This is a genomic window from Mesorhizobium sp. LNJC391B00 (assembly GCF_000502535.1).
GTDB lineage: Bacteria > Pseudomonadota > Alphaproteobacteria > Rhizobiales > Rhizobiaceae > Mesorhizobium.
Genome location: NZ_AYWI01000002.1, coordinates 578,463 through 602,128, shown reverse-complemented (window position 1 = coordinate 602,128; position 23,666 = coordinate 578,463). Strand labels below are relative to the sequence as shown.

The 23,666-nt window shown below is 64.3% G+C and carries 8 protein-coding genes and 1 pseudogene; 6 read left to right on the top strand and 3 right to left on the bottom strand.

Annotated elements, in window-relative coordinates:
* Positions 1-180: 180 nt before the first annotated feature.
* The 3 genes and pseudogenes from X750_RS157185 to X750_RS01000000162715 form a co-directional block, all read right to left on the bottom strand.
* A complete protein-coding gene (locus X750_RS157185; protein WP_023746960.1) occupies positions 181-864 on the bottom strand; it encodes a M15 family metallopeptidase in 684 nt (227 codons plus the stop codon).
* A 145-nt stretch (positions 865-1,009) separates the two neighbouring features.
* Positions 1,010-3,115 (bottom strand): penicillin-binding protein 1C, encoded by a 2,106-nt coding sequence (gene pbpC, locus X750_RS157190; protein WP_031242664.1) that lies wholly within the window; start codon positions 3,113-3,115, stop codon positions 1,010-1,012.
* Positions 3,116-3,198: 83 nt separating this feature from the next.
* Positions 3,199-8,755: pseudogene (locus tag X750_RS01000000162715) on the bottom strand (alpha-2-macroglobulin family protein).
* A 277-nt stretch (positions 8,756-9,032) separates the two neighbouring features.
* Between X750_RS01000000162715 and X750_RS157195 the strand changes: the two are divergent.
* The 6 genes from X750_RS157195 (at position 9,033) to X750_RS157220 (ending at position 23,609) form a co-directional block, all read left to right on the top strand.
* Positions 9,033-10,961, top strand: a complete 1,929-nt coding sequence (locus tag X750_RS157195) for an autotransporter assembly complex family protein (RefSeq protein WP_023746958.1) — start codon at positions 9,033-9,035, stop codon at positions 10,959-10,961.
* Between the two features lie 2 nt (positions 10,962-10,963).
* The gene (locus tag X750_RS157200) at positions 10,964-17,011 is read left to right on the top strand and encodes a translocation/assembly module TamB domain-containing protein (protein ID WP_023746957.1); all 6,048 of its coding nucleotides are present in this window, start codon (positions 10,964-10,966) and stop codon (positions 17,009-17,011) included.
* Between the two features lie 252 nt (positions 17,012-17,263).
* The gene (locus tag X750_RS157205) at positions 17,264-18,916 is read left to right on the top strand and encodes an ABC transporter substrate-binding protein (RefSeq protein ID WP_023668187.1); all 1,653 of its coding nucleotides are present in this window, start codon (positions 17,264-17,266) and stop codon (positions 18,914-18,916) included.
* Between the two features lie 222 nt (positions 18,917-19,138).
* Entirely contained in the window at positions 19,139-20,173 is a 1,035-nt protein-coding gene (locus X750_RS157210; RefSeq protein ID WP_023746956.1) for an ABC transporter permease, read from the top strand.
* A gap of 13 nt (positions 20,174-20,186) precedes the next feature.
* On the top strand, positions 20,187-21,344 hold the full coding sequence (locus tag X750_RS157215; protein ID WP_023690814.1) for an ABC transporter permease: 1,158 nt from the start codon (positions 20,187-20,189) through the stop codon (positions 21,342-21,344).
* 48 nt (positions 21,345-21,392) lie between these two features.
* Positions 21,393-23,609, top strand: coding sequence for an ABC transporter ATP-binding protein (locus tag X750_RS157220; RefSeq protein ID WP_023668190.1), 2,217 nt, complete (start codon positions 21,393-21,395; stop codon positions 23,607-23,609).
* Positions 23,610-23,666 lie beyond the last annotated feature (57 nt).

Below are 23,666 nucleotides of genomic sequence, written 5' to 3'. Positions count from 1 at the left end.
ATGCATTCAACGTTGCCTTTTTTGTCCATTCGAAGGAAATTTTCGCCGATATTGGGGTTTCGGAAGGAAATATTTTCCTCATATTGGTCTAACCCAAATCCGCCGGTTTGACGCTATCTAGGAGCCGACACCGCAGAAGCAAGGCCGAGCGAGGGAAGGCTCGGTGTTGCACCGGGCGGTTCAGCCCGCAGTGATAGGAAAATCGAAGCGCAGCTTTGGAAACGGCTCATCCCGAAGCGTGTAGTGCCACCACTCTCGCGCATAATTCTTGAAGCCGCCGGCGCGCATGGCGTCGAGCAGCCTTTTGCGGTTTGCCGCCGCTTCTGCCGCCAATGGGCGATGTGCGGTTTCGCTTGCCGGGTCGAAACAGTCGAAGCTGGTGCCGAAATCGAGCGTGCCGGCGCCGGCCGCGCCGCAAGCGGCGGATGACTTATTCTTGCCGTCGCTGCGGGCGATGGCGATATCGACGGTCGAGCCGCGCGAATGGGTGGACAATTCGCCGATATAGCCCTTGGCGATGAGGTCGCCGCGCTGCACCTGAGGGTACCATTGCGGATCGGGCGGGCCGCCCTCTCTGGTCCATTTGCCCATGTCGGCAACGGCGCGGGCCGGGCGGTAGCAGTCGAAGACGACCAGCGTCAGGCCATCGGCGGCGAGCGCTTTCTGGACACCGGACAGCGCTTGCGCAGCTTGCTTCGTGAGGATGCAGATTGGGGCGTCGTAGCCATCGGCCTTGCGATGCAGGAAATTTTCCAGGCCGGCATAGCGGATGTCCTGGCGGATCGAGGGATCGACATCGGCCAAGCGGACGAAGCCGGCGGGCAGGGGATCGGCGTCGGCGGGGGAGCAAGTCGAAACGAACATGGATAGGGCTAAGGCCAATCCTCGATGCAAGCGCTTCGGCACACCCCCCTCTGGCCTGCCGGCCATTGGCCGGCAGGCCAGAGGGGGGTGCCTCGCGCCGGGTTTCAGGCGAAGAAGCCCAATCCCCTGAATCGCTTGGCGCCATCTATTCAACGAACACCTTCACGCTTGCCGCGCGTCCCACGGCGTCGATTACGGTGAGCGTTGAATAGCCGGCGCCGTCGGGCAGCCAGGTCGCGCTGCGGCGGCGGTCGATGCCGACGAGCGGCTTGCCATTGGCCAGCCAGCGGAACGGCGCGCGGCCGCCTTGCAGTTTCAGCACCAGCGGCGAGGCCTCGGCGGAATTGGTGGCGAGATCGACGCGGGCGCCGTTGGGCGGGAAAATGATCGTTGGCGCCGGTTCCGTCGGGCCTGCCTGCACCAGTCCGTCGGCGCCGGCGCCGAAGCGCCCCAATGTCACCGGCAGGTCTTCGCGCCTGGCCTTGAGGACACCGGCCGGCTGGCTGGGCAACGGGACGGCGGTGAGGCCGGAGCGGACGAAGCCCTCGAACAGGATGGGGGCGGCCGAGACATAGCCGGACAGGCCGGGCACCGCACCGGCATCGGCGCGGCCGACCCACACACCCAGCACGTAGCGGCCGTCGAAGCCGACCGACCAGGCGTCGCGGTAGCCGTAGGACGTCCCAGTCTTGTAGGCGATGCCGCGCTGCAAGGCGCCCTCGGGCGGCTTTACGCCCGACAATATGTCGGTGATCTGCCAGTTCGCCTGGGCGTCGAGGATCGTGGCGGTGGTGCGCTCGGCATTGGCCGGCTCGGTGCCGTCATGCAGCGTGTTTGCCTTGCCGCCATTGGCGAGGCCGGTATAGAGCTGGACGAGATCGCGCAGCGTTACGCCGACGCCTCCGAGGCCGATGGCGAGGCCCGGCGCCTCGTTGACCGGTAGCACCGGGCTGACGCCGGCCTGGCGGAAGCGCGCCATCAGCCGTGCCGGGCCGACCGAGTCGAGCACGCGGATCGCCGGAACGTTGAGCGACAGCTGCAGCGCCTGGCGGATCGAGACATCCCCCTGATAGCCCATGTCGAAATTCTTTGGCCGGTAGCCGCCGAAATCGACCGGACTGTCCTCGATCAGCATTTCCTGCGCCACCAGCCCTTGCTCGAAGGCGAGGCCATAGATGAACGGCTTCAGCGTCGAACCGGGCGAACGCACGATCCTGGTCATGTCGATCCAGCCGGAGCGGCTGGCATCGAAGAAATCGGCCGAGCCGACTTCGCCAAGAATGTCGCCAGTGCGTGCGTCCGCCATCACCATGGCGACCGACAGGCGCGGGCCAAGCTTGATCGCGGCATCGCGCGCCACCTGTTCCAGCCCTTGCTGGACGCTTTTGCGGATCGTAAGCTGCAGTGGCTTGCCGGGCACGGCCTTGGGCAGCATGGCGTAGGCGGCGTGCGGCGCCAGCGCCGGCAATTTGCGGCGCAGGCCCGAGACATCGTCGAGGGCGGCGCGCGCGGCCTCGCGCTCGCCAAGCAGGCCTGCCGAAACCATGCGGGTCAGCACGCGGTCGCGGGCGGCATGAGCGATGGTGAGATTGCGGTCGGGCCGGCGCTTTTCCGGCAATTGCGGCAAGGCGACGAGCAGTGCTGCTTCCGAGACCGTCAGCCGCTTCGGCTCTTTGCCGAAATAGGCGAGCGAGGCGGCGCGCACACCTTCAAGATTGCCGCCATAGGGCGCCAAGGTCAGGTAGCGTTCGAGGATCTCCTGCTTGGACAGCCGCCGCTCGATCTGGATGGCACGCAGCATCTGCTTGATCTTCGAGCCGAGGCTGCGGTTTTCGCGTGGCTCGATCAGCCGGGCAAGCTGCATCGACAGGGTCGAGCCGCCGGAGACGATACGGCCGCTGGTGGCGAACTGGCCGGCGGCGCGCGCCAGCGCCAGCACATCGACGCCATCATGGTCCCAGAAGCGCTTGTCTTCATAGGTGACCAGCATGTTGACGAACTGCTTGTCGACCTGGTCGAGATGAGTGTCGAGCCGCCAGTAACCGTCCGGCGTGGCGAAGGCGCGCAACAGCTGGCCGTCGCGGTCCTGGACCTCGGTGGAGACGGTGAGCCTTCCGGGCAGCGGCGGCGGAAAAGCGCGGTCGAGTTCCCAGAGAGAAGCGGCAGCGATCGCCGCAAAGCCGACGAGGGAGGCGGCGGCGATGCCTGTTCGACGGAGAAATTTTCTGGAGAGCATGGTGGTGCCCTTCATCCGCCTGCCGGCTCCTTCTCTCCGCATAGCGGGGAGAAGGAGATGGTCGCGGACATCGGCGTGTTCATCTTCGTCAAGGCGCCTTACGGCGCCTTGATCTCCATCATACCGGTGGCGGTGCGGGCCGAATATTGCGGCCGGTACATGTCCTCCACCGTGGCCGCCGGATGGGCGTAGGTGCCCGGCGTCACCGCACGCACGACATAGGCCAGCATGATGTTGCGGTCGCCATCGCCGTCATTGGGATTGAATGCCGCGACGAAACGGTCGTCGCGGAATTCGAGATGGGCGGCGTCGGTTTGCGCCAGCCAGGTGAAGTTCGACAGCTGGGCGCTGGAAACAAGGCCCGGATTGTCGATCTCGAAGCCGGCCGGCAACAGGTCGGTGATCAGCAGGCGCGAAGGCCAGCGGTTCTGCTCGTAAACCTTGAGCACGACCACGTAGCGTTCGTTCTGCGTCGCCTCGGTGACGTTGGCTTCGGTGCCATCGAGCTTGTAGTAGGTGCGGTCGATGGTGAAGCCGTCGCCGCCGGCCGGCAAGGGCTCTACCGGCGAGGCGACCGTGGTGACGACCGCCTGCAGCGGCGTGGCGCCGGTGTTGGCGATGGTCAGCGGGCTGTCGGCAATGTCGGTGCCGCTGAGGTGGTTGGAATACCCACCGGCATGCGGCGCGCCGTTGACCGAGAGCGTGATCGAGTCGTTGCCCGACTTCAGCGCGCGGGCCGCCAGAAGCATCCAGGACTCGTCCTGCGTGCTGGTCCAGCGGGCATCGGCGCGTTCCCTTGCCACCAGCCGGATCAGCTCCGGCACGATGGTCGGCACCGGCCTCGATTCGGCGGCGAGCGCCAGGATCGCGGCGCCATCACGCAGCCGCGAGCCATAGTCGGACCGGTAGTAGTCGTATTCGGTGGTCGACTTGGCCAGCTGCAGCGCCGTCTGGAAGGTTGCTTCCGAACGCTGCGCGTCGCCGTAGAGCGCCAGGCTCGCCGCCAACTGGGCGACGGCCATCGGGCTCGAGAAGGCTTCGAGCTTGGTGTCGGCGTAGTAGCGCAGATCGCCGACCGAGGCCTTCTTGTTGCGGGCCAGAACATAGAGCGCGTAGGCGATTTCGCTGCCGCGATCCTGGACGTCCTGGTCGTAACCGACCGAGTTTTGCAGATTGCTCAGCGCCTGGCTCATCGCCAGGGCCGGCACGTTGTAGTTCTGCTCGCGCGCCCGGGTCAGGAAGTCGGTGACGTAAGAGTCGAGCCACAGATCGCCGGAGCCCGGACCCCACAGGCCGAAGCTGCCGGCCGAAGCCTGGTAGCTCAGCACCTTGTAGATGGCGGCCTGCACGCGGCCGTGCAGTTCGGGATCGCTTTGCATGCCAACGCCGGACGCCAGATCGTTGACGTAGAGAAGCGGCATGGCGCGGCTGGTGGTNATCGCTTTGCATGCCAACGCCGGACGCCAGATCGTTGACGTAGAGAAGCGGCATGGCGCGGCTGGTGGTCTGCTCGGCGCAACCATAGGGGTAGCGGTCGAGCGTCATCAGCAGCGACGGCACGTCGAAGGCGGCAGCCTGTGAAACGCCGACACTGATCGAGGCGCCGTCGAGCAGGCTTGCCGCGAGCAGCTCCTTGTCGACGCGCAGCGAGCCGCCACTGCCCTTGAGGTCGACGACCAGACGGTTGGTGACCGGCAATTGCGCCGGACGCACCGGAACATACAGCGTCTGCTCGACGGAGGTGCCGTCGCCATGGGCGAGCTTGATGGTGATCGAGGCATTACCCGCCGTCTGTGCAATCAGCGGCACGGTCAGCGTCTGGCGCTTGCCCTTGGCGAGAGTCAGCTTTTCGGGCAACGGCTTGTCGCCGGTCGAGAGGTCGCCGGTCGTGGCGATCGACAGGGCATAGTCGCCCTCCGGACCGTCGGTGTCGGCGACATCGAGCCGCATGATCGCTGCATCTCCAGGCGCCAGGAAGCGGGGCAGGCCGGCGGTGATCACCACCGGATCGCGCACGATGACATCGGTCGTGGCATGGCCGACGGCCTCCTTGGTCCAGGCGACGGCCATGACGCGCACGGTGCCGTTGAACTGCGGGATGTCGAAGTCGATCCTCGCCTTGCCGTCGGCGTCGAGCTGGACCGGGCCGGAGAAGAAGGCGACCAGCTTTTCGGTCGGCGGACTGCCTTGCGGCTGCATCGAGGCGCCGTCGCCGCCGGTCCTGAGCTTGCCGGTGGTGCCGAGCGAGCCGTCGATGAGACGGCCATAGATGTCGCGGACTTCGAGCCCGAGCATGCGCTGGCCGAAATACCAGCCCTCCGGATCCGGCGCCTTGTAGTTGGTGAGGTTCAAAATGCCGACATCGACGGCAGCGACCGTGACATAGGCATTGCTGCCCGGCGCTACGCCGGCGACCGAAACCGGGATCGACAGCTGCTGGCGCGGCATCGTCTTGTCCGGCGGCGTCAGGGTGACGGCGAGCTTTTTCGAGCCTGGGTCGACCGTCAGCCATTTTACGCCGATGGCGCGCGCCGGCATGCGGGTTTCCTGCGCATCGCCGGGCCGGAACAGGGTTGCGGTGATGTAGGCGCCGGCGCCCCAGTCGTCACCGACCGGGATGTCGACCGTGCTGCCGCCGGCCGGCATGGTTGCCGTGACGGTCTTGAGCAGCTTGTCGGCGCCGATGGTGACCAGCAGTTCGCCGGCAAAATGCGGCGACACTTTCAGCTTGGCCACGTCGCCGACGGCATAGCTGTCCTTGTCGAGAGCGATCTCGAGCCCGTCAGGCGTTTCGGTGGAGGTCGAGGAGACATACCAGCCGGCGTCGAACTCATAGCTGGTCGCCGGGCCTTCGGGGTCGGTAGTCTCGATCTCGAGCCGGTACTGGCCCCAGTCGACCGGCATCGTCACGGTCGCCTCGGCATCGGCGCTGAGATCGACCTGGCCGTTGGCGATCGACTTGGTGAAGGTGACCGGTTCGTAGTTCCACGAGTTGTTGTTGCGGTACCACTGGTAATTGCGTTCGACCTTGACCAGCGACCACTGCGCGCCCTTCAGCGTCTCGCGCTTGCCGTCGGGGTCGACCGCGATGAGGCTGAACTTGGCGGTGCCGCCCTGCGGCACCTCATTGTCGGCGAAATCCGGACGAATGCCGATCATGTGGCCTTGCGGGCGGATGCCGATGTTGAGCGAGCGCTCGATGGCGCGGCCTCCGGTTTCGCGCATGCGAACCGTGACCTTGGCGTCGACCAGCTTGGTGGTCGCGGGCAATTGGTCGACCGTGACCGGGAAGGTCGCCTTGCCGTCGTCGCCGACCACCGGCAGACCGGTGAACGGGGTGACCGAAGGCTCGGCCGACTGCTCGTCGGCAAGGCCGAACGAATAGCCGGCGAAACGGTCCCAGTCGCGCGCCGTCGACAGCGTCAGCTCGCCTTCGAGCGCGAGGCCGGCGGCCGGCGCGCCATAGAGGAAGCGGCCGTCAATGTCGATGTTGGCGGTTTCGCCCTGTGCGATCTCCTGCTTGTCGGACTTCATGTCGAACTCGATGCGATCCGGCACGAAGTCTTCGACCAGGAACATCTGGCTGGAAACGGCCGCCTGCTTGGGATCGGTATAGATCGACACCGTCCAGGTGCCGCGCATGGCGTTGGCTTCCAGCGGCAGGTCGACGGCATAGCCGCCGGCCGAGACGCCATCGGCAACGATGCGGCGGTTCTCGACGCCGTCGGGACGGGTGAAGATGAAGGTCAGCGGCAGGTTTTCCACCGCTTTGGAGGCGCCGTCGCGGGCAAGGGCTGCGACATGCACATCCTCGCCGGCGCGGTAGATGCCGCGTTCGGTCCAGGCATAGACATCGAGCGCGCCCGGTGCGGCGCGTCCGGCGACGCCGCGATCGGACAAATCGAAGCCGGCGCGGCCCATGTCGAGGAAGACGAAATCGTTGTCGCCCTGCTTGGCCATCAGAACGGCCGGCACCATGCCGCCGTCGCCGCGCGTCAGGCCGGGGTTGAAGACAGCATGGCCTTCGGCGTCCGACGTGGCTGTGCCGAGGATTTCATTGTTCCTGGCCAGCAGCGTCAGTTCGGCGCCGGCGATCGGCTTGGCGGTTCCAAGCGAGCGGGCAAAGACATTGAGGCCATCCTGGCCGGTATAGGTCGACAGGCCGATGTCGGAGACGACGAACCACTGCGTGGCAAGCGAATTGTAATTGTCCTCGTCGTTTTCGTTTACCGCTTGCGCGGTCAGCACGTAGACGCCGGGCTTGCGCTGCGGCAAAGCTTCGTCGACCGGGAACGACGTCGTGACGTCCTTGTTGAGGTCGTTGGCGATGTCGAGCTGGCCCTGCCAGACCGGCTCACCCATCTGGTCGGAAATGCTGGAGATATCATAGCCGTCGAGCTGCTTCAGGAACTGATAGCCGGACAGAAGCTGCGCCAGCGAACGATCGCCGATGCGGTAGAGCTTCATCTGTGCGGCATTCATGTTGACGGTGACGACCGGGATGCCGCGGCGGGCGCCGGCGGGCAGCACGAAGCTGTCGCCGGTGAAGCGGGCGGACGGCGCGCGGTCCTGCACATAGATCGACAGCACGACCGGAGCGGCGGTGACCTCGCCAATGGCGGCCGGCAGACCGGCGCGGAAGGTCACTTCGTAATGTTGGCCGTGCTCCAGGCCTTCGACGCAGATCTGCTTGTCCTTGGCCTCGACGCCCTTGGGCGGCTGGTTGTCGACGGTGACGAACTGGGCGTAGTCGACGCCGGTCTTCACCAGCTCCTCGGAAAACTGCGCGCAAATGCGCGGCGCGCTGGTGTCGGCGTCGATCGAGTGATCGATGACGCGGAAGCCCTTGCGGGCCTTGAGATCCTCATATTCGGCCTTGACCGCCGGCGAACTGACCAGCGCGAGGCTGGCTTCATAAGCCTGCAGGGCCGGACGGTAGAGATCGCGGCGGTCGAGGCCGTTGCCGAGCAGCGCCAGCACTTCGGCGCGGGTCTTGGTGGTGCGCAGCAATTTGTAGGCGTTGATGGCGGCGGAGGTGCCTTTGACCGGCAGATTGTAGGATTCGGAGGTGCCGCTGGCCGGCTGTATGGCAAGCGTTTCACGCGCCAGACCGAGCCAAAGCTGGCCGTCGTCAGGCAGGACCGAGACCGCGGCCTCGTATTTGTTCATGGCCTGGCCATGGTCGCCGGTCAGTGCAGCCTGTTCGGCGGCGGCGCGGAGTGATTCCAGCCCGTCGGTCGGCTTGTCATAGGCCGGATCGGTCAGCTTGTTGCGGTATTGCTGGGCCTGGTCGGCCATCCAGTTGGGGAAGAAGGCGAGTTCCGGCGGGGCGCCGATATCGGGGTCGCCATCGACATTGACGACCTTGCCCGCGACCGCGCCGCTGAAGGGTTTCAACTGGTTATAGTCGGATTTTAGGAAGCACCATTTGGCCTTGTTGTTGTAAGTAAAGGCGCGGCAGGCGGGGTCGCCGAGGCATGTCGTCTTGCACTGATCGAGGCTGACATTCTGGTCCGATCTGAGATCGAAGCCGAAATAGTCGGAATTATTTGAGGTCACCACCCGGCGGGCTTCGGCCGCTTGCGCTACAGACCCCCAGGCGAAAATGAGAAGAATCAAGATCGACAGACCACGAGCCGCCGCGCGCATCGCCATAACACCCTCCAGACACTGCTACGTCCGCGGCATGTTCAAGCTTCAGTCAAGCTTGTCAACACGAGGACGGGCAGGTTTCCGCCCGCCAACGGTTCCCAAACCGGCCAATGACCGGTATGCCGATAGTTCATCCACGGGAAAGGGATCACGCTTTCTTGCGAAAACGCAGAAGGTGTGAATTCCAAGCCCTGCCTATTTCAGACAATTGGATTGTGGCCCCTTTACGAGCGCTTCAAAACTTCATTCCAATTTTAGTTTTGTAACCTAGGTTGTCCTGATGCCGGCGTATGAAGCGCAGATGTCGAAGGTAAGTGCGCCACGGCGCACGCTTTCGCGCGCGCTGATTGTGGCGTTGGCGTGCTCGACCGTGCTCGTTGCCGAATCGGGGTCGGCGGCCGCCTTCGAGCTCTTCGGCATCAAATTGTGGGGCTCTTCGAATGACGAGGACGCCGATATCGTCGACCCGCTGCGCTATGCGGTGACCATCGAAGCGCCCGATGCCGACAAGGACTTGGTTAAGAAGCTCGAAAACGCCTCGTCGCTGAAATCCGACGAGGACCGCCCGGTTTCCGGCTCGCTCGGCCTTTTGGCCAAGGCGCGTAGCGACCGCGAACAGCTGGTCGCCGCGCTTTATGCCGACGCCCGTTATGAAGGCGTCGTCACCATCACCATCCAGGGCAAGGCGCTGGACGATTTGCCGCCCGATGCCGAATTTACGGGTCCGCAGCCGATCCCGGTGGTGATCAGCATCTCGAGCGGGCCCAAATTCACGCTCGGCAATATTCGGCTGGAGGGCGATGCCGCCGGGCTGGCGAGCGCCGATTTCGGCCTGATAGCCGGCGGCGATGCCGGCTCGGGCGCCGTGCTCAAGGCCGAGGCGCTGATCGTGCGGGCGCTGAAGCAGGAGGGCCGGCCGCTGGCCCGGATCACCGACAGGCAGGTCGTGGCCGAGCACACCACCTCGACGCTAGACGTGACGCTGACGGTGGCCGCCGGGCCGGTTGCCGGTTATGGCGACACCACCGTCGATGGCACCGAGAAGGTCAATCGCGAGTTCACTGAATATATGACCGGGCTGAAACGCGGCCGGCAATATTCGCCCGACGAGATCGACGATGCCCGCGACCGGCTGCTGAGGCTCGAAGTGTTCAACAGCGTGACGCTGAAGGAAGCCGACAGTCTCGACGCCGACGGCAACATTCCGATCGGCGTTCAGGTCAGCGAGCGCAAACCACGCTATTTCGGCGTCGGCGGCACTTTCTCCAACACCGAAGGGCTAGGCCTGGAAGGCTATTGGGGCCACCGAAATCTGTTCGGCCGGGCCGAAAAGCTGCGCATCGAGGGCAAGATCAGCGGCATCGGCAGCAACGATCTCAGCGAGCTCAACTACAATGCCGGCATCATGTTCGAGAAGCCGGGCGTGATCGGGCCGGCTTCGAAATTCATCGCCAGCGTCAAGACCGTCCTCGAACATCCCGATGCCTACGACCATTTCTCGGTCAAGGGCAGCACCGGCCTGTCCTATGAGATCGACAAGAAGCAGACGGTTTCGGCTGAAATCGCGCTGGACTATTCCAGGATCACCGACGCCTTCGGCAAGCACAAATACCTGATCGCCAGCATTCCGCTGCAATATGTCTATGACAACAGGGACAACCGGCTCAACCCGACCAGCGGCTTCAGGGTTCTGGCCTATGCCGAACCGAGCTACGACATTCTGAGCGGCGCCGCCTTCCTCAAGCTCAGGGGCGAGGGGTCGGCCTATCAGTCGCTCGACACGGCCTCGAAATTCGTGCTTGCCGAACGCGTCGCGCTGGGTTCGATCGTCGGCACCGGCCTTCAGAACGTTCCAGCCGACAGGCGCTTCTATTCCGGCGGTGGCGGCTCGGTGCGGGGCTATGCCTATCAGGGCATCGGACCGAAGGACATCGACAACCAGCCGATCGGCGGGCTTTCCTTCTTCGAAACATCGGTCGAAATGCGCATTGCGCTGACCGACACGATCGGCATCGTGCCGTTCGTCGACGCTGGCACTGTCTCGACCACAGCGACGCCGGACTTTTCCGACGTGAAGGTCGGCGCGGGCGTTGGCCTGCGCTACATCACGCCGTTCGGGCCGCTGCGCATCGACGCCGCCGTGCCGCTCAACCGCGACCGTGGCGACCCGCGTTTCGGCATCTATGCCGGGATCGGACAGGCGTTCTGACGATGAAGATTTTGAAACGCATCCTTCGCCTGTTTTTCTACACGCTGCTGATCGTGGCGGCGGCGGGCATCGGCGCGCTGGTCGTGCTGACCAAGACCGAGCGCGGCCGCGAAAATCTCGCCGGCATCATCTCTGACATGGCCTCGTCAAGGGACAGCAAAGTCACGGTCAGCGGCATTAACGGTATCTGGTCCGGCGCGCTGACGGTCGACCATGTCGTGCTGGAAGACCGCGAGGGCGCCTGGCTGGTGGCCCGCAAGGTGGCCATCGACTGGTCGCCGCTGGCGCTGCTGTCGAAGAATTTCAGCGCCGACCGCATAGCGGCCGAACGGATAGAATTGGCACGGCTGCCTGTGGCGAGCACCGAGCCGAGCAAGAGCGGGTCGGGCGGCCTGCCGGTTTCGCTTGATATCAGAGCGATCGATTTGCCGGAGATCGCGCTCGGCCAGCAACTTGCCGGCAGCGGCATTGCCGAACTTGCGGCCAAGGGATCGGCCAAGGTCGATGCGTCGCCACTGGCGATCCAGACGGTGCTCAACGTTACCCGCCATGACGGCAAGCAAGGCAATGTCGACGCCAACATCCACTTCGCGCCGGATGAAAACAAGCTCGACCTCGATCTCAAGGCTTCCGAGCCGGCCGGCGGCATCATCGCCAACCTGCTCAAGCTACCCGGCGCGCCGCCGGTCAACATCGTCGTCTCGGGCACCGGGCCGCTGGCCAACTGGAGCGGCATCGGCACCTTCATGGTCGACGGTCAGATCGTTACCCAGCTCACCGGCCGGCACCAGCTCACCGACAAGGGCAACCGGATCGAGGCCAAGGGCGACGGTTCGTTCGAAGGCTTCCTGCCGGAACGGTTCAAGTCGCTGTTTGCCGGCAAGACCAGCTTCGACCTAGCCGGCACCGCGACCGCGGCCGGCGGCGTCGACATCGAGCGCGCTGCGATCGAGAGCGACGCAGTTCATGGTACCGCTGCCGGCATGGTCGACCCCAACGGCGCCAGCGACCTTTCGGTCGAACTCGTGGTCAAAGCCAAGCCGGTCACGGTCAATGCCGGTACCCAGGCGCAGCCGATCATGGTGGCCATCAACAATGTGACCGCGCGCGCCTTCGGTGACGGCAAGGCGCCGATGATTGACGCCAGCGCTTCGCTCGTCTCGGTGGTTGCGGGCGGTTCTCAGGTGAACAATCTCGATGCGCGGATCCATTCCGACGGTTTCGACATCGAGAACCGCAGCGGCCCGGTCAGCGTGTCGCTGGCGGCGGCCGGGCTGAAGACCGACGTCGCGACGCTGGCCCCGCTGGTCACCGGCAAGCTGACGGCCTCTCTTTCCGGCTCGATCAGCAAGGATGAGATCTCGCTCGATGAGGGTACGCTGCGCAGCGATGCGCTCAATGCCGGGCTGACGGCCAAGGTGGCGCTGGCCGACCTCGCCATGACGCTCAAGATGAATGCCGATGCGGTGTCGACGGCGCTGCCGCCGCAGATCAGTTCACTGCTTGGCGAACGGGTCAAATTCTCGGCGACCGCGACGCGCGATCCGCAGGGCTCTTTCGCCGCCAACTCGATCGAACTCACTTCCGGTTCGCTGAGCGCCAGCGGCACCGCCAGCGCGCAAGGCAGCGATATCCAGGCCGACATCAAGGGCAAGCTCGGCGACGTCTCGGTGCTGTCTTCGCTGGTCGGCGTGCCGATCGCCGGCGGGGTCGATTTCGCGCTGACGGCAAGCGGCGCGCGCAACGCACCGGATTTCTCGGTTTCGGCCGACAGTGCCAGCCTGACGGCCTCCGGCCGCACCGTCAAGGACATCAAGCTGACCGCATCGGGCAAGGCCGACATTGTGAGCCCGGCCGCAGATGTCTCGCTGACCGGCGCGGTCGACGAACAGCCGCTCGCCATCAAGGCGGCGCTGGTGACGAGCGATGGCAAGCGCTCCATCAAGGGGCTCAGCGTAGCGCTGGGCGACAACAAGGTGTCGGGCGACCTCACGCTCGATGAAAAATTCCTGCCGCTGGGGACGCTGACGATCTCCGCCCCCGATATCGCGCCGCTGGCGTCGCTGGCCGGGCAGACGGCGGCCGGCGATATCGGCGGCACCGTGGTGTTCGCCAAAGACGGCGAGGCTCCCACTGTCACCATCAATGCAGCCAGCGTGTCGATCGCGCGCGGTGATGTGGCAGCCAAGGCAGTCACCGTCAGCGCACTGATCGCCAACTATCTCAACAGCCCTGCGATCTCCGGCACGATCAAGGCCGAGAGCGTGACCTCGGGAACGACCGTCGTCAGTGGCATCGGCGTCGACCTCAAGCGTGACGGCGACTGGACGAATTTCACCGGCGGCGCAACCATATCAGGCATTCCGGCGACAGCTGCCGGGCGGGCGAAGATTGCCGGGGGCGCGACCAGCGTCGAGATCGCGTCCGGCGAGGCGACGGTGCGCGGCATCAAGGTGGCGATCGCCGAGCCGTCGAGCCTGACCATTGCCGATGGCATAACCAACATTCAAAGGCTGGTAGTCGATCTCGGCGGCGGCTCGGTGACGCTGTCGGGCACGGTGGGCCAGACGCTCGATCTGGCGGCGACCTTCTCGGCGCTGCCGGCTGCGCTTGCCAATGGCTTTTCGCCCGGCCTCGATGCCGCGGGCACGCTCGACGGCACGGCGCAAATCACCGGGCCGTCAGCAAATCCCGACATTCGCTTTAATGCAAAACTGGCCGGCGCCGAGACCAGCCAGACCCGTCAGGCCGGGCTCGGACCGCTCGATGTCGATGCGGCCGGCAGCTATTCGACGGCCGGCGGCGTCGTGCTGGATCAGGCGACGCTGTCGGGCCAAAAAATCTCCGGCAAGGCCGCCGGCACCGTCAACCCGAACGGCGCCAGCGATTTCGCGCTCGATCTGACATCGTCCGGTCCGAGCCTGCCGTTGACGCTGGGCAGCGCGGAAAGCCCGATCAAGCTCGAATTGCAGGCGCTGTCGGTGAAGGCGGCCGGGCAGGCTGCGCAAGCCAAGCTCGACATCTCGGCGGTACTGCCTTCGGTGGCGACGGATGACGCCAAGGTCGAGGGCATTGCGCTTGCGCTGCATTCCGATGCATTTGATCTGAGAAGCCGCACCGGTCCGATCTCGGGCACGGTGACGGCGGACAAGATCGGTCTGGACAATCCGACCATCGCACCGCTGATCGCCGGCAAAGTCACCGCCAAGGTCGCGGGCAGCCTGGCGGCCGATGCGATCACCATCGACAGCGGCTCGGTGCAGGGCGATGCGCTGGGCAGCGCCTTCAATGGCCGTGTCGGCTTTGCCGATGGAGCAATCGACCTCAACCTCAACGCCGACGTGCTGTCGGCGGCGTTGCCGGCGGCGGCGCGCAGCGTGCTGGCAGAGCGCACGCAGCTCAGCGCCACGCTGAAGCGGGATGCCAATGGCAATGTCAGCGCCAATCCGGTCACGCTGGCGTCGGGCGCACTGACCGCGGACGGTCAGGCCAGCCTCGCCGACAACAAGCTTAGCGCAAATATCAAGGGTGCACTGGCCGACATCTCGCTGTTGTCGAAAGATGCCAAAGGCGCGATCAGCTTTGCACTCAACGCGCAGGGGCCCAGCCTGGCCCCGGATCTGTCGCTGACGGTCAGCAGCGACCGGCTTCTCGTGGCGGAACGCGAAATCACCGGGTTGAAGCTGACCGCCACCGGCAAGGCCGATGCCGCCAATCCGGCGGCCAATGTGCAACTGACCGGCAATGTTGCTGGGCAGGCGCTGCAAGGCAGCGCGGTGCTGGCGACGGCGGACGGCAAGAGCGCCATCAACGGCCTGCTGCTGTCGCTCGGCAAGAACAAGATTTCCGGCGACCTTGCGCTCGACGAGGCTTTCGTGCCGGTCGGCACCATCGCGCTCGACCTGCCGGATATCGGGCCCCTGGCGGCGCTGGTGCTGGAAAAGGCCGAAGGCGACGTGCGCGGCACCATCGCCTTCTCAAAGACCGCGGATGGCCCGAACGTCGCCGTCAAGGCTGCGACCGCTTCGATTACGCGCGGCGACCTGCAGGCGAAGACGGTGTCGATCGATGCGCTGGTCGCCAACTATCTCGCCGCGCCGGTCATCTCGGGCAAAATTCGCGCCGACAGCGTCATTTCCGGCGGCACCGCCATCAGCGGCATCGATGTCGATTTGAAGCGCGACGGCGACTGGACCGGGTTTTCCGGCGGCGCCACCGTCAAGGGCATTCCGGCGAAGGCTGCGGGCAGGATAAAGGTGGCTGGCGGCACCACCACCATCGAACTCGCTTCCGGCCAGGCCACGGTGCAGGGCATCAAGGCGGCCATCGCCCAGGCCTCGACCGTCAGCATCGCCAACGGCACAACGACGCTGGACAAGCTGGTGCTCAATCTCGGTGGCGGCACGGCGACGGTGACCGGCAAGGTCGGGCAGGCACTCGACATCAGTGCCGCGCTGTCGAAGGTGCCGGCTTCGCTGGCCAACAGTTTTTCGCCGGGCCTCCAGGCCGCCGGTTCGATTTCAGGGACTGTGAAGGTGACGGGCGCGTTGGGCAATCCGGCTGTCGCCTTCGATATCGATGCCGGCGGGGTGCAGACCTCGCAGACGCGCAGCGCCGGTCTTGGCGGCATGAATATCTCTTCGTCGGGAACATTTGCCGGCAAGAAGCTCACCTTCAACGCCGACATCAGCGACGGCGCCGGGCTTGGCCTCAAGGGCGGCGGTACGGTGACGACGGCCGGCACACCAGCGCTGGTGCTCGACTTCAACGGCAAGGTGCCATTTTCCTTCCTGGCCGCCAAGCTTGCGGCGCAAGGCCTGTCGCTCAGCGGCACCGCCAACGTCAATATCCAGATGCGCGGCCCGGCGGCGTCGCCGGTGATCGGCGGCACGGTCAGCACGTCGGGCGCCCGCCTGGTCGACGCGCGCTCCGGCCTTGCCGTCAACGACATTGCCGCCGACATTTCGATCGGCAACGGCGTTGCCCGGATCAACCGGCTGACCGGCACGCTGTCGACACGCGGCAGCCTGTCGGCCTCCGGCACCCTCGGCATCAATCCGGCGCAAGGTTTCCCAGCCGATTTGTCTATCAAGCTGGTTGACGGCCGCTATACCGACGGCAGGGTGGTGACAGCCAATCTCGGCGGCGACCTGACCATCAAGGGGCCGCTCACCTCGGCGCCGGTGATTTCGGGCACCGTCAATCTGGCCAAGACCGTCATCACCGTTCCCGATAAGCTGCCGGGCTCGCTGGCAGCGCTCGGTGTCAAGCACAAGAACGCGCCCGCCTCCGTGCGGGCGCAGGACAAGGCCTTGCGACCGGCGGCGGCCAGCGGTGGTGGCGGCAGTGGGCTTGTCCTCGACGTCACGGTCAATGCGCCGAACCAGATCTTCATCCAGGGCAGGGGCGTCGATGCCGAGTTCGGCGGTTCGCTGAGGCTGACCGGCCCGGCGGCTTCGCCGCAGGCGGTCGGCACCTTCACCTTGCAGCGTGGGCGGCTGTCGATCCTCGGCAAGCGGCTGACCTTTACCGAAGGCACGGTCGGCTTTTCGGGCTCGCTGGTGCCCTACCTCAACTTGACCGCGACATCGACCACGACCAGCGCCACCGTCACCATCGTCGTCTCGGGCGAAGCGACCAATCCGAAATTCGACTTCTCATCGGTGCCGGCGCTGCCCGAGGACGAGGTGCTGGCGCAGCTGATTTTCGGCCGCTCTATGTCGAACCTGTCGCCGCTGCAGATCGCGCAGCTGGCCGAGGCCGCCGGCCAACTGGCCGGCGTCGGCGGCTCGACCTCGCTGCTCGAAAACCTGCGCAGTGCAATCGGCGTCGACGACCTGGATGTGACCACCGATGACCAGGGCGGCACCGCCGTGTCGGCGGGCAAGTACCTCAATGACCGCACCTATGTGACGATCCAGAAAGGCGACAGGCCAGGGTCGGGCAAGGCGACGATCGACCTCAATGTCGGACGCGGCGTCAAGCTGCGCGGCGAGGCCAATGATGGCGGCGAGGCCAAGGGCGGCATATTCTACGAAAAGGAATATTGAGTTCCTGGCCCTTACCGCCACCGGAACTGGCGCTGTCTCAACCCGCCCAAATGTATCAATTACTCGCCTAAGCAGATTCCGGCGGAATCTGGGCGCGCTAGCACTTTTGCGCCAAGTCTGTCGTTATCACGCGAACCGCTCCCTTTTCAAAGTTGCACATTCCCTAACAGGTTCCGTAGCCATGCCGTCTTTGACATCACGGCAGGGATGCGGAATGTTAAAAGGCGGAAAGCCAACAATGGGAGTTAAGGTATGACAAATTACAAGAGTAATGGCGATCGCGTTCCCGATCACATCCTGGCCATGGCCGAAGAAGCCAAGGCAGGCAAAGTCGATCGCCGCGAGTTCCTCGCCATGGCGAGCGTGTTCGGCGCGTCGACTGCGATGGCCTACGGCATGCTCGGCGTAGCCGTGCCGACCCAAGCCAGGGCCGAAGAGGTGCAGGGCAAGAAGGGCGGCATCCTTAAAGTCGCGCAATGGGTCAAGGATCCCAAGGATCCGCGCAAGGCCGACTGGTCGGAAATCGCCAATGCCGAGCGTCAGGCGCTTGAGCCGCTGGTCAAGTACACCAGCGAATACACGTTCCGCCCGTACCTTCTGGAGAGCTGGGAGGTCAACGACGACGCCACCGAGTACACGTTGCATGTGCGCAAGGGTGTGACCTGGTCGAATGGCGATGCCTTCACCGCCGATGACGTCATCTTCAATCTCAAGCGCTGGGCCGACAAGAAGGCCGAGGGCAATTCCATGCCTGGCCGTCTCGGCACGCTGGTCAAGGACGACAAGCTCGACGAAAGCGCCGTGACCAAGGTTGACGACCACACCGTCAAGCTGAAGCTCGGCAAGGCTGACATCGCGCTCATTCCGAACATGTGCGACTATCCCGGCCTCATCGTGCACAAGAGCTTCGACGAGAAGGGCGGCGACTTCAAAGCCTGCCCGATCGGTACCGGCCCGTTCGAGCTCGTCTCCTACGATGTCGGCCAGAAGGTGGTCTACAAGCGCCGCGAGGACAACAAGTGGTGGGACGGCGAGGTGTTCCTCGACGGCATCGAATTCGTCGACTACGGCACCGATCCGGCAGCCATGGTCAGTGCCTTCGAGGCCGGCGAAGTCCATACCAATTTCGAGACCTCGGCCGACTATGTGTCGATCCTCGACGGACTGGACCTGGTCAAGTCCGAAATCGTCACCGCGTCGACCATCGTGTGCCGCACCAACATCAACAACAAGCCTTACGGCGACCAGAAGGTACGCAACGCGCTGCAACTCGCGGTCGACAACAATGTCGTCCTGCAGCTTGGCTACGGAAATGCCGGCACGGTGGCTGAAAACCACCATGTCTGCCAAATCCACCCGGAATATTACGAGCTGCCCAAAGTCGCTCGCGATCCGGCCAAGGCCAAGGCGCTGATGGCGGAAGCCGGCCAGGCCGACTTCGAGCATGAGCTGATCACGGTCGACGAAGACTGGCACAAGAATACCGGCGACGCCATCGCCGCGCAGATGCGCGACGCCGGCCTCAAGGTAAAGCGCACGGTGCTGCCGGGCTCGACGTTCTGGAACGACTGGACCAAGTATCCGCTGTCGATGACCAACTGGAACATGCGCCCGCTCGGCGTCCAGGTTCTGGCGATCGGCTACCGCACCGGCGAGGCGTGGAACGAGTCGGCCTATTCCAACCCCGAATGGGATGCCAAGCTCAATGCAGCATTGGCCGTTGCCGATGCGGCCAAGCGCAAGGAGATGATGAAGGACATCGAGCAGATCCTGCAGGATTCCGGCATCATGATCCAGCCATACTGGCGCAAGCTCTACAGCCACTCGGTCAAGGCGGTGCAGAATTACAAGATGCATCCGACCTTCGAGCGCGACTACGGCAAGGTCTGGCTCGACCAGGCGTGATTGGAACGTCAGGGAAGGGGCGCTTCGCTCCTTCCCGTCACGCCTCGCATGGCCCAGAACCGGAAGCCGCCGCAGCAAAAAGTTGCGGACTCTCCTGAAAGACCGTTCAATAAACTGGGTTGATTGCATCCGAGTGCCGATTTGACGGCCAACTCTGCCGGCAACGGCAAAGCTGGTTTTTCGAACTGGCTCCAACCCCAACCAGACCGGCAGGGGACCGCCATGCTTTCTTTCGTAATCCGGCGTCTCGGCACCATGGCATTGACGATGCTGTGCCTGACGATGATCGTCTTCTTCCTGATCAACCTCGAGCCGAATTTGAAGAAGCTGGCGATCAGCCAGACCGAAATGCACACATCGGCCGAACAGCTCGAAAGCTGGCTGGTCAACCATGGCTACCGGCAGAACTTCTTCGTGCGCTACGGGCAATGGCTGGGCGTCGTCCCGAAGCAACCGGTGACCGATCCGGCGACCGGCAAGCCGACGCAGCGTTTCTCCTTCTGCAACGAACCGCTGGAGCCGAAATTCTCCGGCATCCTGGAAGGTGATTTCGGCTGCTCGACCAAGTTCAAAACCTCCGTTGCGTCAAAGCTCTTCCCCGCACTCGCCGCCACCGGTATCCTGATGCTCTGCGTGCTGTTGGTGATGGTGCCGATTTCGCTGCTGATCGGCATCCTGGCCGGCATGCGCGAGGGCTCGCGAACGGACCGAACGCTGTCCGTCGCATCGATCGCGTCGACGGCGACGCCCGAATATGTGTCGGGCGTCATCTTCACCGTCATCTTCGCCTCCTGGCTCGGCTGGCTGAACGGTTCGGCCGCCTCGGCAAGCCAGGGCATCACCTTCTACAATTTCACCCTGCCGGTGATGACGCTGGCGATCTACGGCATCGGCTACATCGCCCGCATGACGCGCGCCTCGATGGTCGAGGTGATGACGCAGCAATATATCCGCACCGCCCGGCTGAAGGGGCTTTCCTTCGGCAGCGTCGTCGTCAAGCACGCGCTGCGCAATGCGCTGATTGCGCCCTTCACCGTCATCATGCTGCAATTTCCCTGGCTGCTTACCGGCGTCGTCATCGTCGAGGTGATGTTCCGCTACCAGGGCTTTGGCTACACGCTGGTCGAGGCCGCCGGCAACAACGACATCGATCTGCTGCTTGGCTGTTCACTGGTCTCGGTGTTCATCGTGCTGATCACGCAGCTCATCTCGGATGTCGGCTACGCGTTCCTCAATCCGCGTATCAGAGTTCAATAGGGGGCTGGGGCAGATGCAGGTCGAATATATCGGTGCCTTCAATGTCGTGCTCGGCGTGATTGGGCGTTTCTGGCCGGTCTGGTTAGGGCTTGCCCTGGTGATGGGGGTGAGCTTCACCTACAAGAAAAGGCTCGGCCTCTACGGCCAGTTGTTCGATAGCGGCGTCGGCATAGTCGGTGTCGGCATCTGCCTGTTCTGGCTGTTCACGGCAATCTTCGCGTCGACCGTCGCGCCCTTCGATCCGCTCGCCCAGGTCCCGATCATGAAGGATGCGCTGCCGGGCGCGCTCGAGCCGGTATCGAAACTCATCTACTATTTCGGCGGCGACAAGCTCGCCCGCGACGTCTTTTCGCGCATGGTCTATGGCAGCCAGATCGTGCTGATCATCGCACCGGCTGCGACCGGTTTCGCGCTGATGGTCGGCATCACGCTCGGTCTGCCCGCCGGTTACTATGGCGGCCGGATCGACACCGTGCTGTCCTTCCTGGCCAATCTGGTGCTGGCCTTCCCGGTGATCCTGCTGTTTTACCTGCTGGTGACGCCGGGCATCATGGATACGCCGATCCCCTACGCCATGGCCGGGCTGTTCTTCCTGTTCCCGATCATCTTCTTTTCGGTGCTGTTCTGGACGCGCTACAAGAACCGGCCGGACCGACTCTATATATTGCTCGGGCTGACGCTGATCATCGGCGGCTGGGTCTATGCCGGCCTGGTGTTCGACGCCGATCCGTTCAAGATCATCCACATCGATCCCAACCAGCTCAACATCTTCGTGGCGGTGGTGTTCGCCTCCAGCCCCGGCGTATTCCGCATCGTGCGCGGCCTGGTGATGGACATCAAGACGCGCGACTATGTGGCGGCGGCGCAGACGCGCGGTGAATCGCCCTGGTACATCATGCTGTGGGAGATCCTGCCCAATGCGCGCGGACCGCTGATCGTCGATGCCTGCCTGCGCATCGGCTACACCACGATCCTGCTCGGCACGCTCGGCTATTTCGGGCTGGGCCTGGCGCCGGAGAGCCCGGATTGGGGCACCGCGATCAAGGACGCCAGCCGCCTGCTGCGCTCATTCATCCACCCGGCGCTGCCGCCGACAATCGCGCTGATGTCGTTCGTGCTGGGCTTGAACCTGCTTGCCGACTCGCTGCGCGAACAATCGATGAAAGACTGATCTGCGGGTTTCGGCGCCGCGAGCATGAAAATAGGATTGGAGCGACCCATGAATGAGGCAGTTCGAAATCCCGGCAACCCGACCCTTGGGCCAAGCGCTGCGCCGATCATCGAGATCGAGAACCTGTCGATCTCCTTCTTCACCCGCAAGGGTGAGATCCCTGCCGTCATGGACTTTTCCTGCACGGTGATGCCGGGCGAAGCCATGGGCATCGTCGGCGAGTCCGGCTGCGGCAAGTCGACCGTGTCGCTCGGCATCATGCGCGACCTCTCCAACATCGGAAAGATCGTCGGCGGCAAGATCAAGTTCCAGGGCAAGGACATGGGCGAGCTGTCCGACGAGGAGTTGCGCTCCATCCGCGGCAACAAGATCGCCATGATCTACCAGGAGCCGATGGCGAGCCTCAATCCGGCGATGAAGGTCGGCCAGCAATTGATGGAAGTGCCGCTGATCCACGACAAGGTGTCGAAGGAAGAGGCTTACAAAAGGGCGCTCGAAATGGTGCGCTCGGTGAGATTGCCCGATCCCGAACGCATGATGCGTTCCTATCCGCACCAGCTGTCCGGCGGCCAGCAGCAGCGCATCGTCATTGCCATGGCGCTGCTGTCGAAGCCGGCGCTGCTTCTGCTCGACGAACCGACGACGGCGCTCGACGTGACGGTGGAGGCCGGCATCGTCGAACTGGTCAAGGGGCTGGGCGAGAAGTTCGGCACGTCGATGATCTTCGTGTCGCACAATCTGGGCCTCATCCTCGAGACCTGCGACCGCATCACGGTGATGTATTCGGGCGAAGCGGTCGAGACCGGCAAGATCAAGGACGTGTTCGACCGGATGCGTCACCCCTATACGCAAGGGCTGTTCCGCTCGATTCCGCTGCCGGGCGCCGACAAGAATTCGCGGCCGCTGATCTCTATCCCCGGCCAGTTGCCGCTGCCGCATGAGCGGCCCAAGGGCTGCAATTTCGGCCCGCGCTGCCACCATTTCGTTGAGGGCGTCTGCAATGCCGCCGAAATCCCGATGATCGAGGTCGCCGGTCACGAAGGGCATTTCTCGCGCTGCGTGCGCTTCAACGAGATCGACTGGGAAGCGCTGCCTCCCGGCGCCAAGAAGGTCAATGAGAAGGTTGTGCCCGGCGCGCCGGTGCTCAAGATCGAGGATTTGAGAAAATACTACAAGGTCGGCGGCAGCGAAGTGTTCGGCTCCAGCGAAGGCCGCGTCGTCAAGGCCAATGAGACGATCTCGTTTATGGCCCGCGAATCCGAGACCGTCGCCATCGTCGGCGAGTCCGGCTGCGGAAAGTCGACGCTGGCCAAGGTCCTGCTCGGGCTGGAGACGGCAAGTGCCGGCACAGTGACGCTGGGCAACAAGGAGATCCAGTCGACCGGCATCGAGAAGCGCAGTGTCGAAACGGTGTCATCGATCCAGATGGTGTTCCAGAACCCGTTCGATACGCTCAATCCCAGCCACTCCGTCGGTTCGCAGATCATCCGCACGCTGGAAAAATTCAAAGTCGGCAACAATGTCGCGGAGCGGCGCAAGCGCATGCTGGAGCTGCTTGACCTGGTGAAGCTGCCGCGGGCCTTCGAGACGCGCAAGCCGCGTCAGCTCTCAGGCGGCCAGAAGCAGCGCATCGGCGTGGCGCGTGCCTTTGCCGGCGATGCCAAGGTGGTGGTGGCCGACGAGCCGGTGTCGGCACTCGACGTCTCGGTGCAGGCGGCGGTGACCGAGCTCCTGATGGACATCCAGCGCAAGAACAAGACGACGATGCTGTTCATCAGTCACGATCTGTCCGTCGTGCGCTACATCGCCGACCGGGTCGTCGTCATGTATCTCGGCTACATCGTCGAGCAGGGTACGACCGACCAGATCTTCGCGCCGCCCTACCACCCCTACACCGAGGCGCTTCTGTCGGCGATCCCGATCGCCGACACCAGCGTGGTCAAACGGCACATCGTGCTCGAAGGCGACATCCCGTCGGCGATGAACCCGCCGAGCGGCTGCCCGTTCCAGACGCGCTGCGGCTACAAGAGGCTGGTGCCGGACAATCTGTGCGAGACCAAGGTGCCGCCGGTGAAGCATCTCGGCGATGGCCATATGAGCCTGTGCTGGCTGTCGGACGATGTGCTGGCGACGATGGAGCCGGTGATCAAGTTCGACAGGGAACACGCAGCGCATGAGGGCGTGCCGGAAGACGCACCGGATGGGATCGGCCCCGGTTTCGCCGGCGAACCGCCGAAGCGCCCGCATGGCAAGAAGCCGAGCTGACCAGCCATAGAGGCAATGCCGCTCGTTGGCGCATTGCCGCAGCGTCGCCATAGCTCA

What these genes read in the sequence shown, in the direction of transcription:
- X750_RS157185 (WP_023746960.1), bottom strand. Translation starts at nt 864, where the DNA reads ATGTTCGTTTCGACTTGCTCCCCCGCCGACGCCGATCCCCTGCCCGCC.
- pbpC (WP_031242664.1), bottom strand. Translation starts at nt 3,115, where the DNA reads ATGAAGGGCACCACCATGCTCTCCAGAAAATTTCTCCGTCGAACAGGC.
- X750_RS157195 (WP_023746958.1), top strand. Translation starts at nt 9,033, where the DNA reads ATGCCGGCGTATGAAGCGCAGATGTCGAAGGTAAGTGCGCCACGGCGC.
- X750_RS157200 (WP_023746957.1), top strand. Translation starts at nt 10,964, where the DNA reads ATGAAGATTTTGAAACGCATCCTTCGCCTGTTTTTCTACACGCTGCTG.
- X750_RS157205 (WP_023668187.1), top strand. Translation starts at nt 17,264, where the DNA reads ATGACAAATTACAAGAGTAATGGCGATCGCGTTCCCGATCACATCCTG.
- X750_RS157210 (WP_023746956.1), top strand. Translation starts at nt 19,139, where the DNA reads ATGCTTTCTTTCGTAATCCGGCGTCTCGGCACCATGGCATTGACGATG.
- X750_RS157215 (WP_023690814.1), top strand. Translation starts at nt 20,187, where the DNA reads ATGCAGGTCGAATATATCGGTGCCTTCAATGTCGTGCTCGGCGTGATT.
- X750_RS157220 (WP_023668190.1), top strand. Translation starts at nt 21,393, where the DNA reads ATGAATGAGGCAGTTCGAAATCCCGGCAACCCGACCCTTGGGCCAAGC.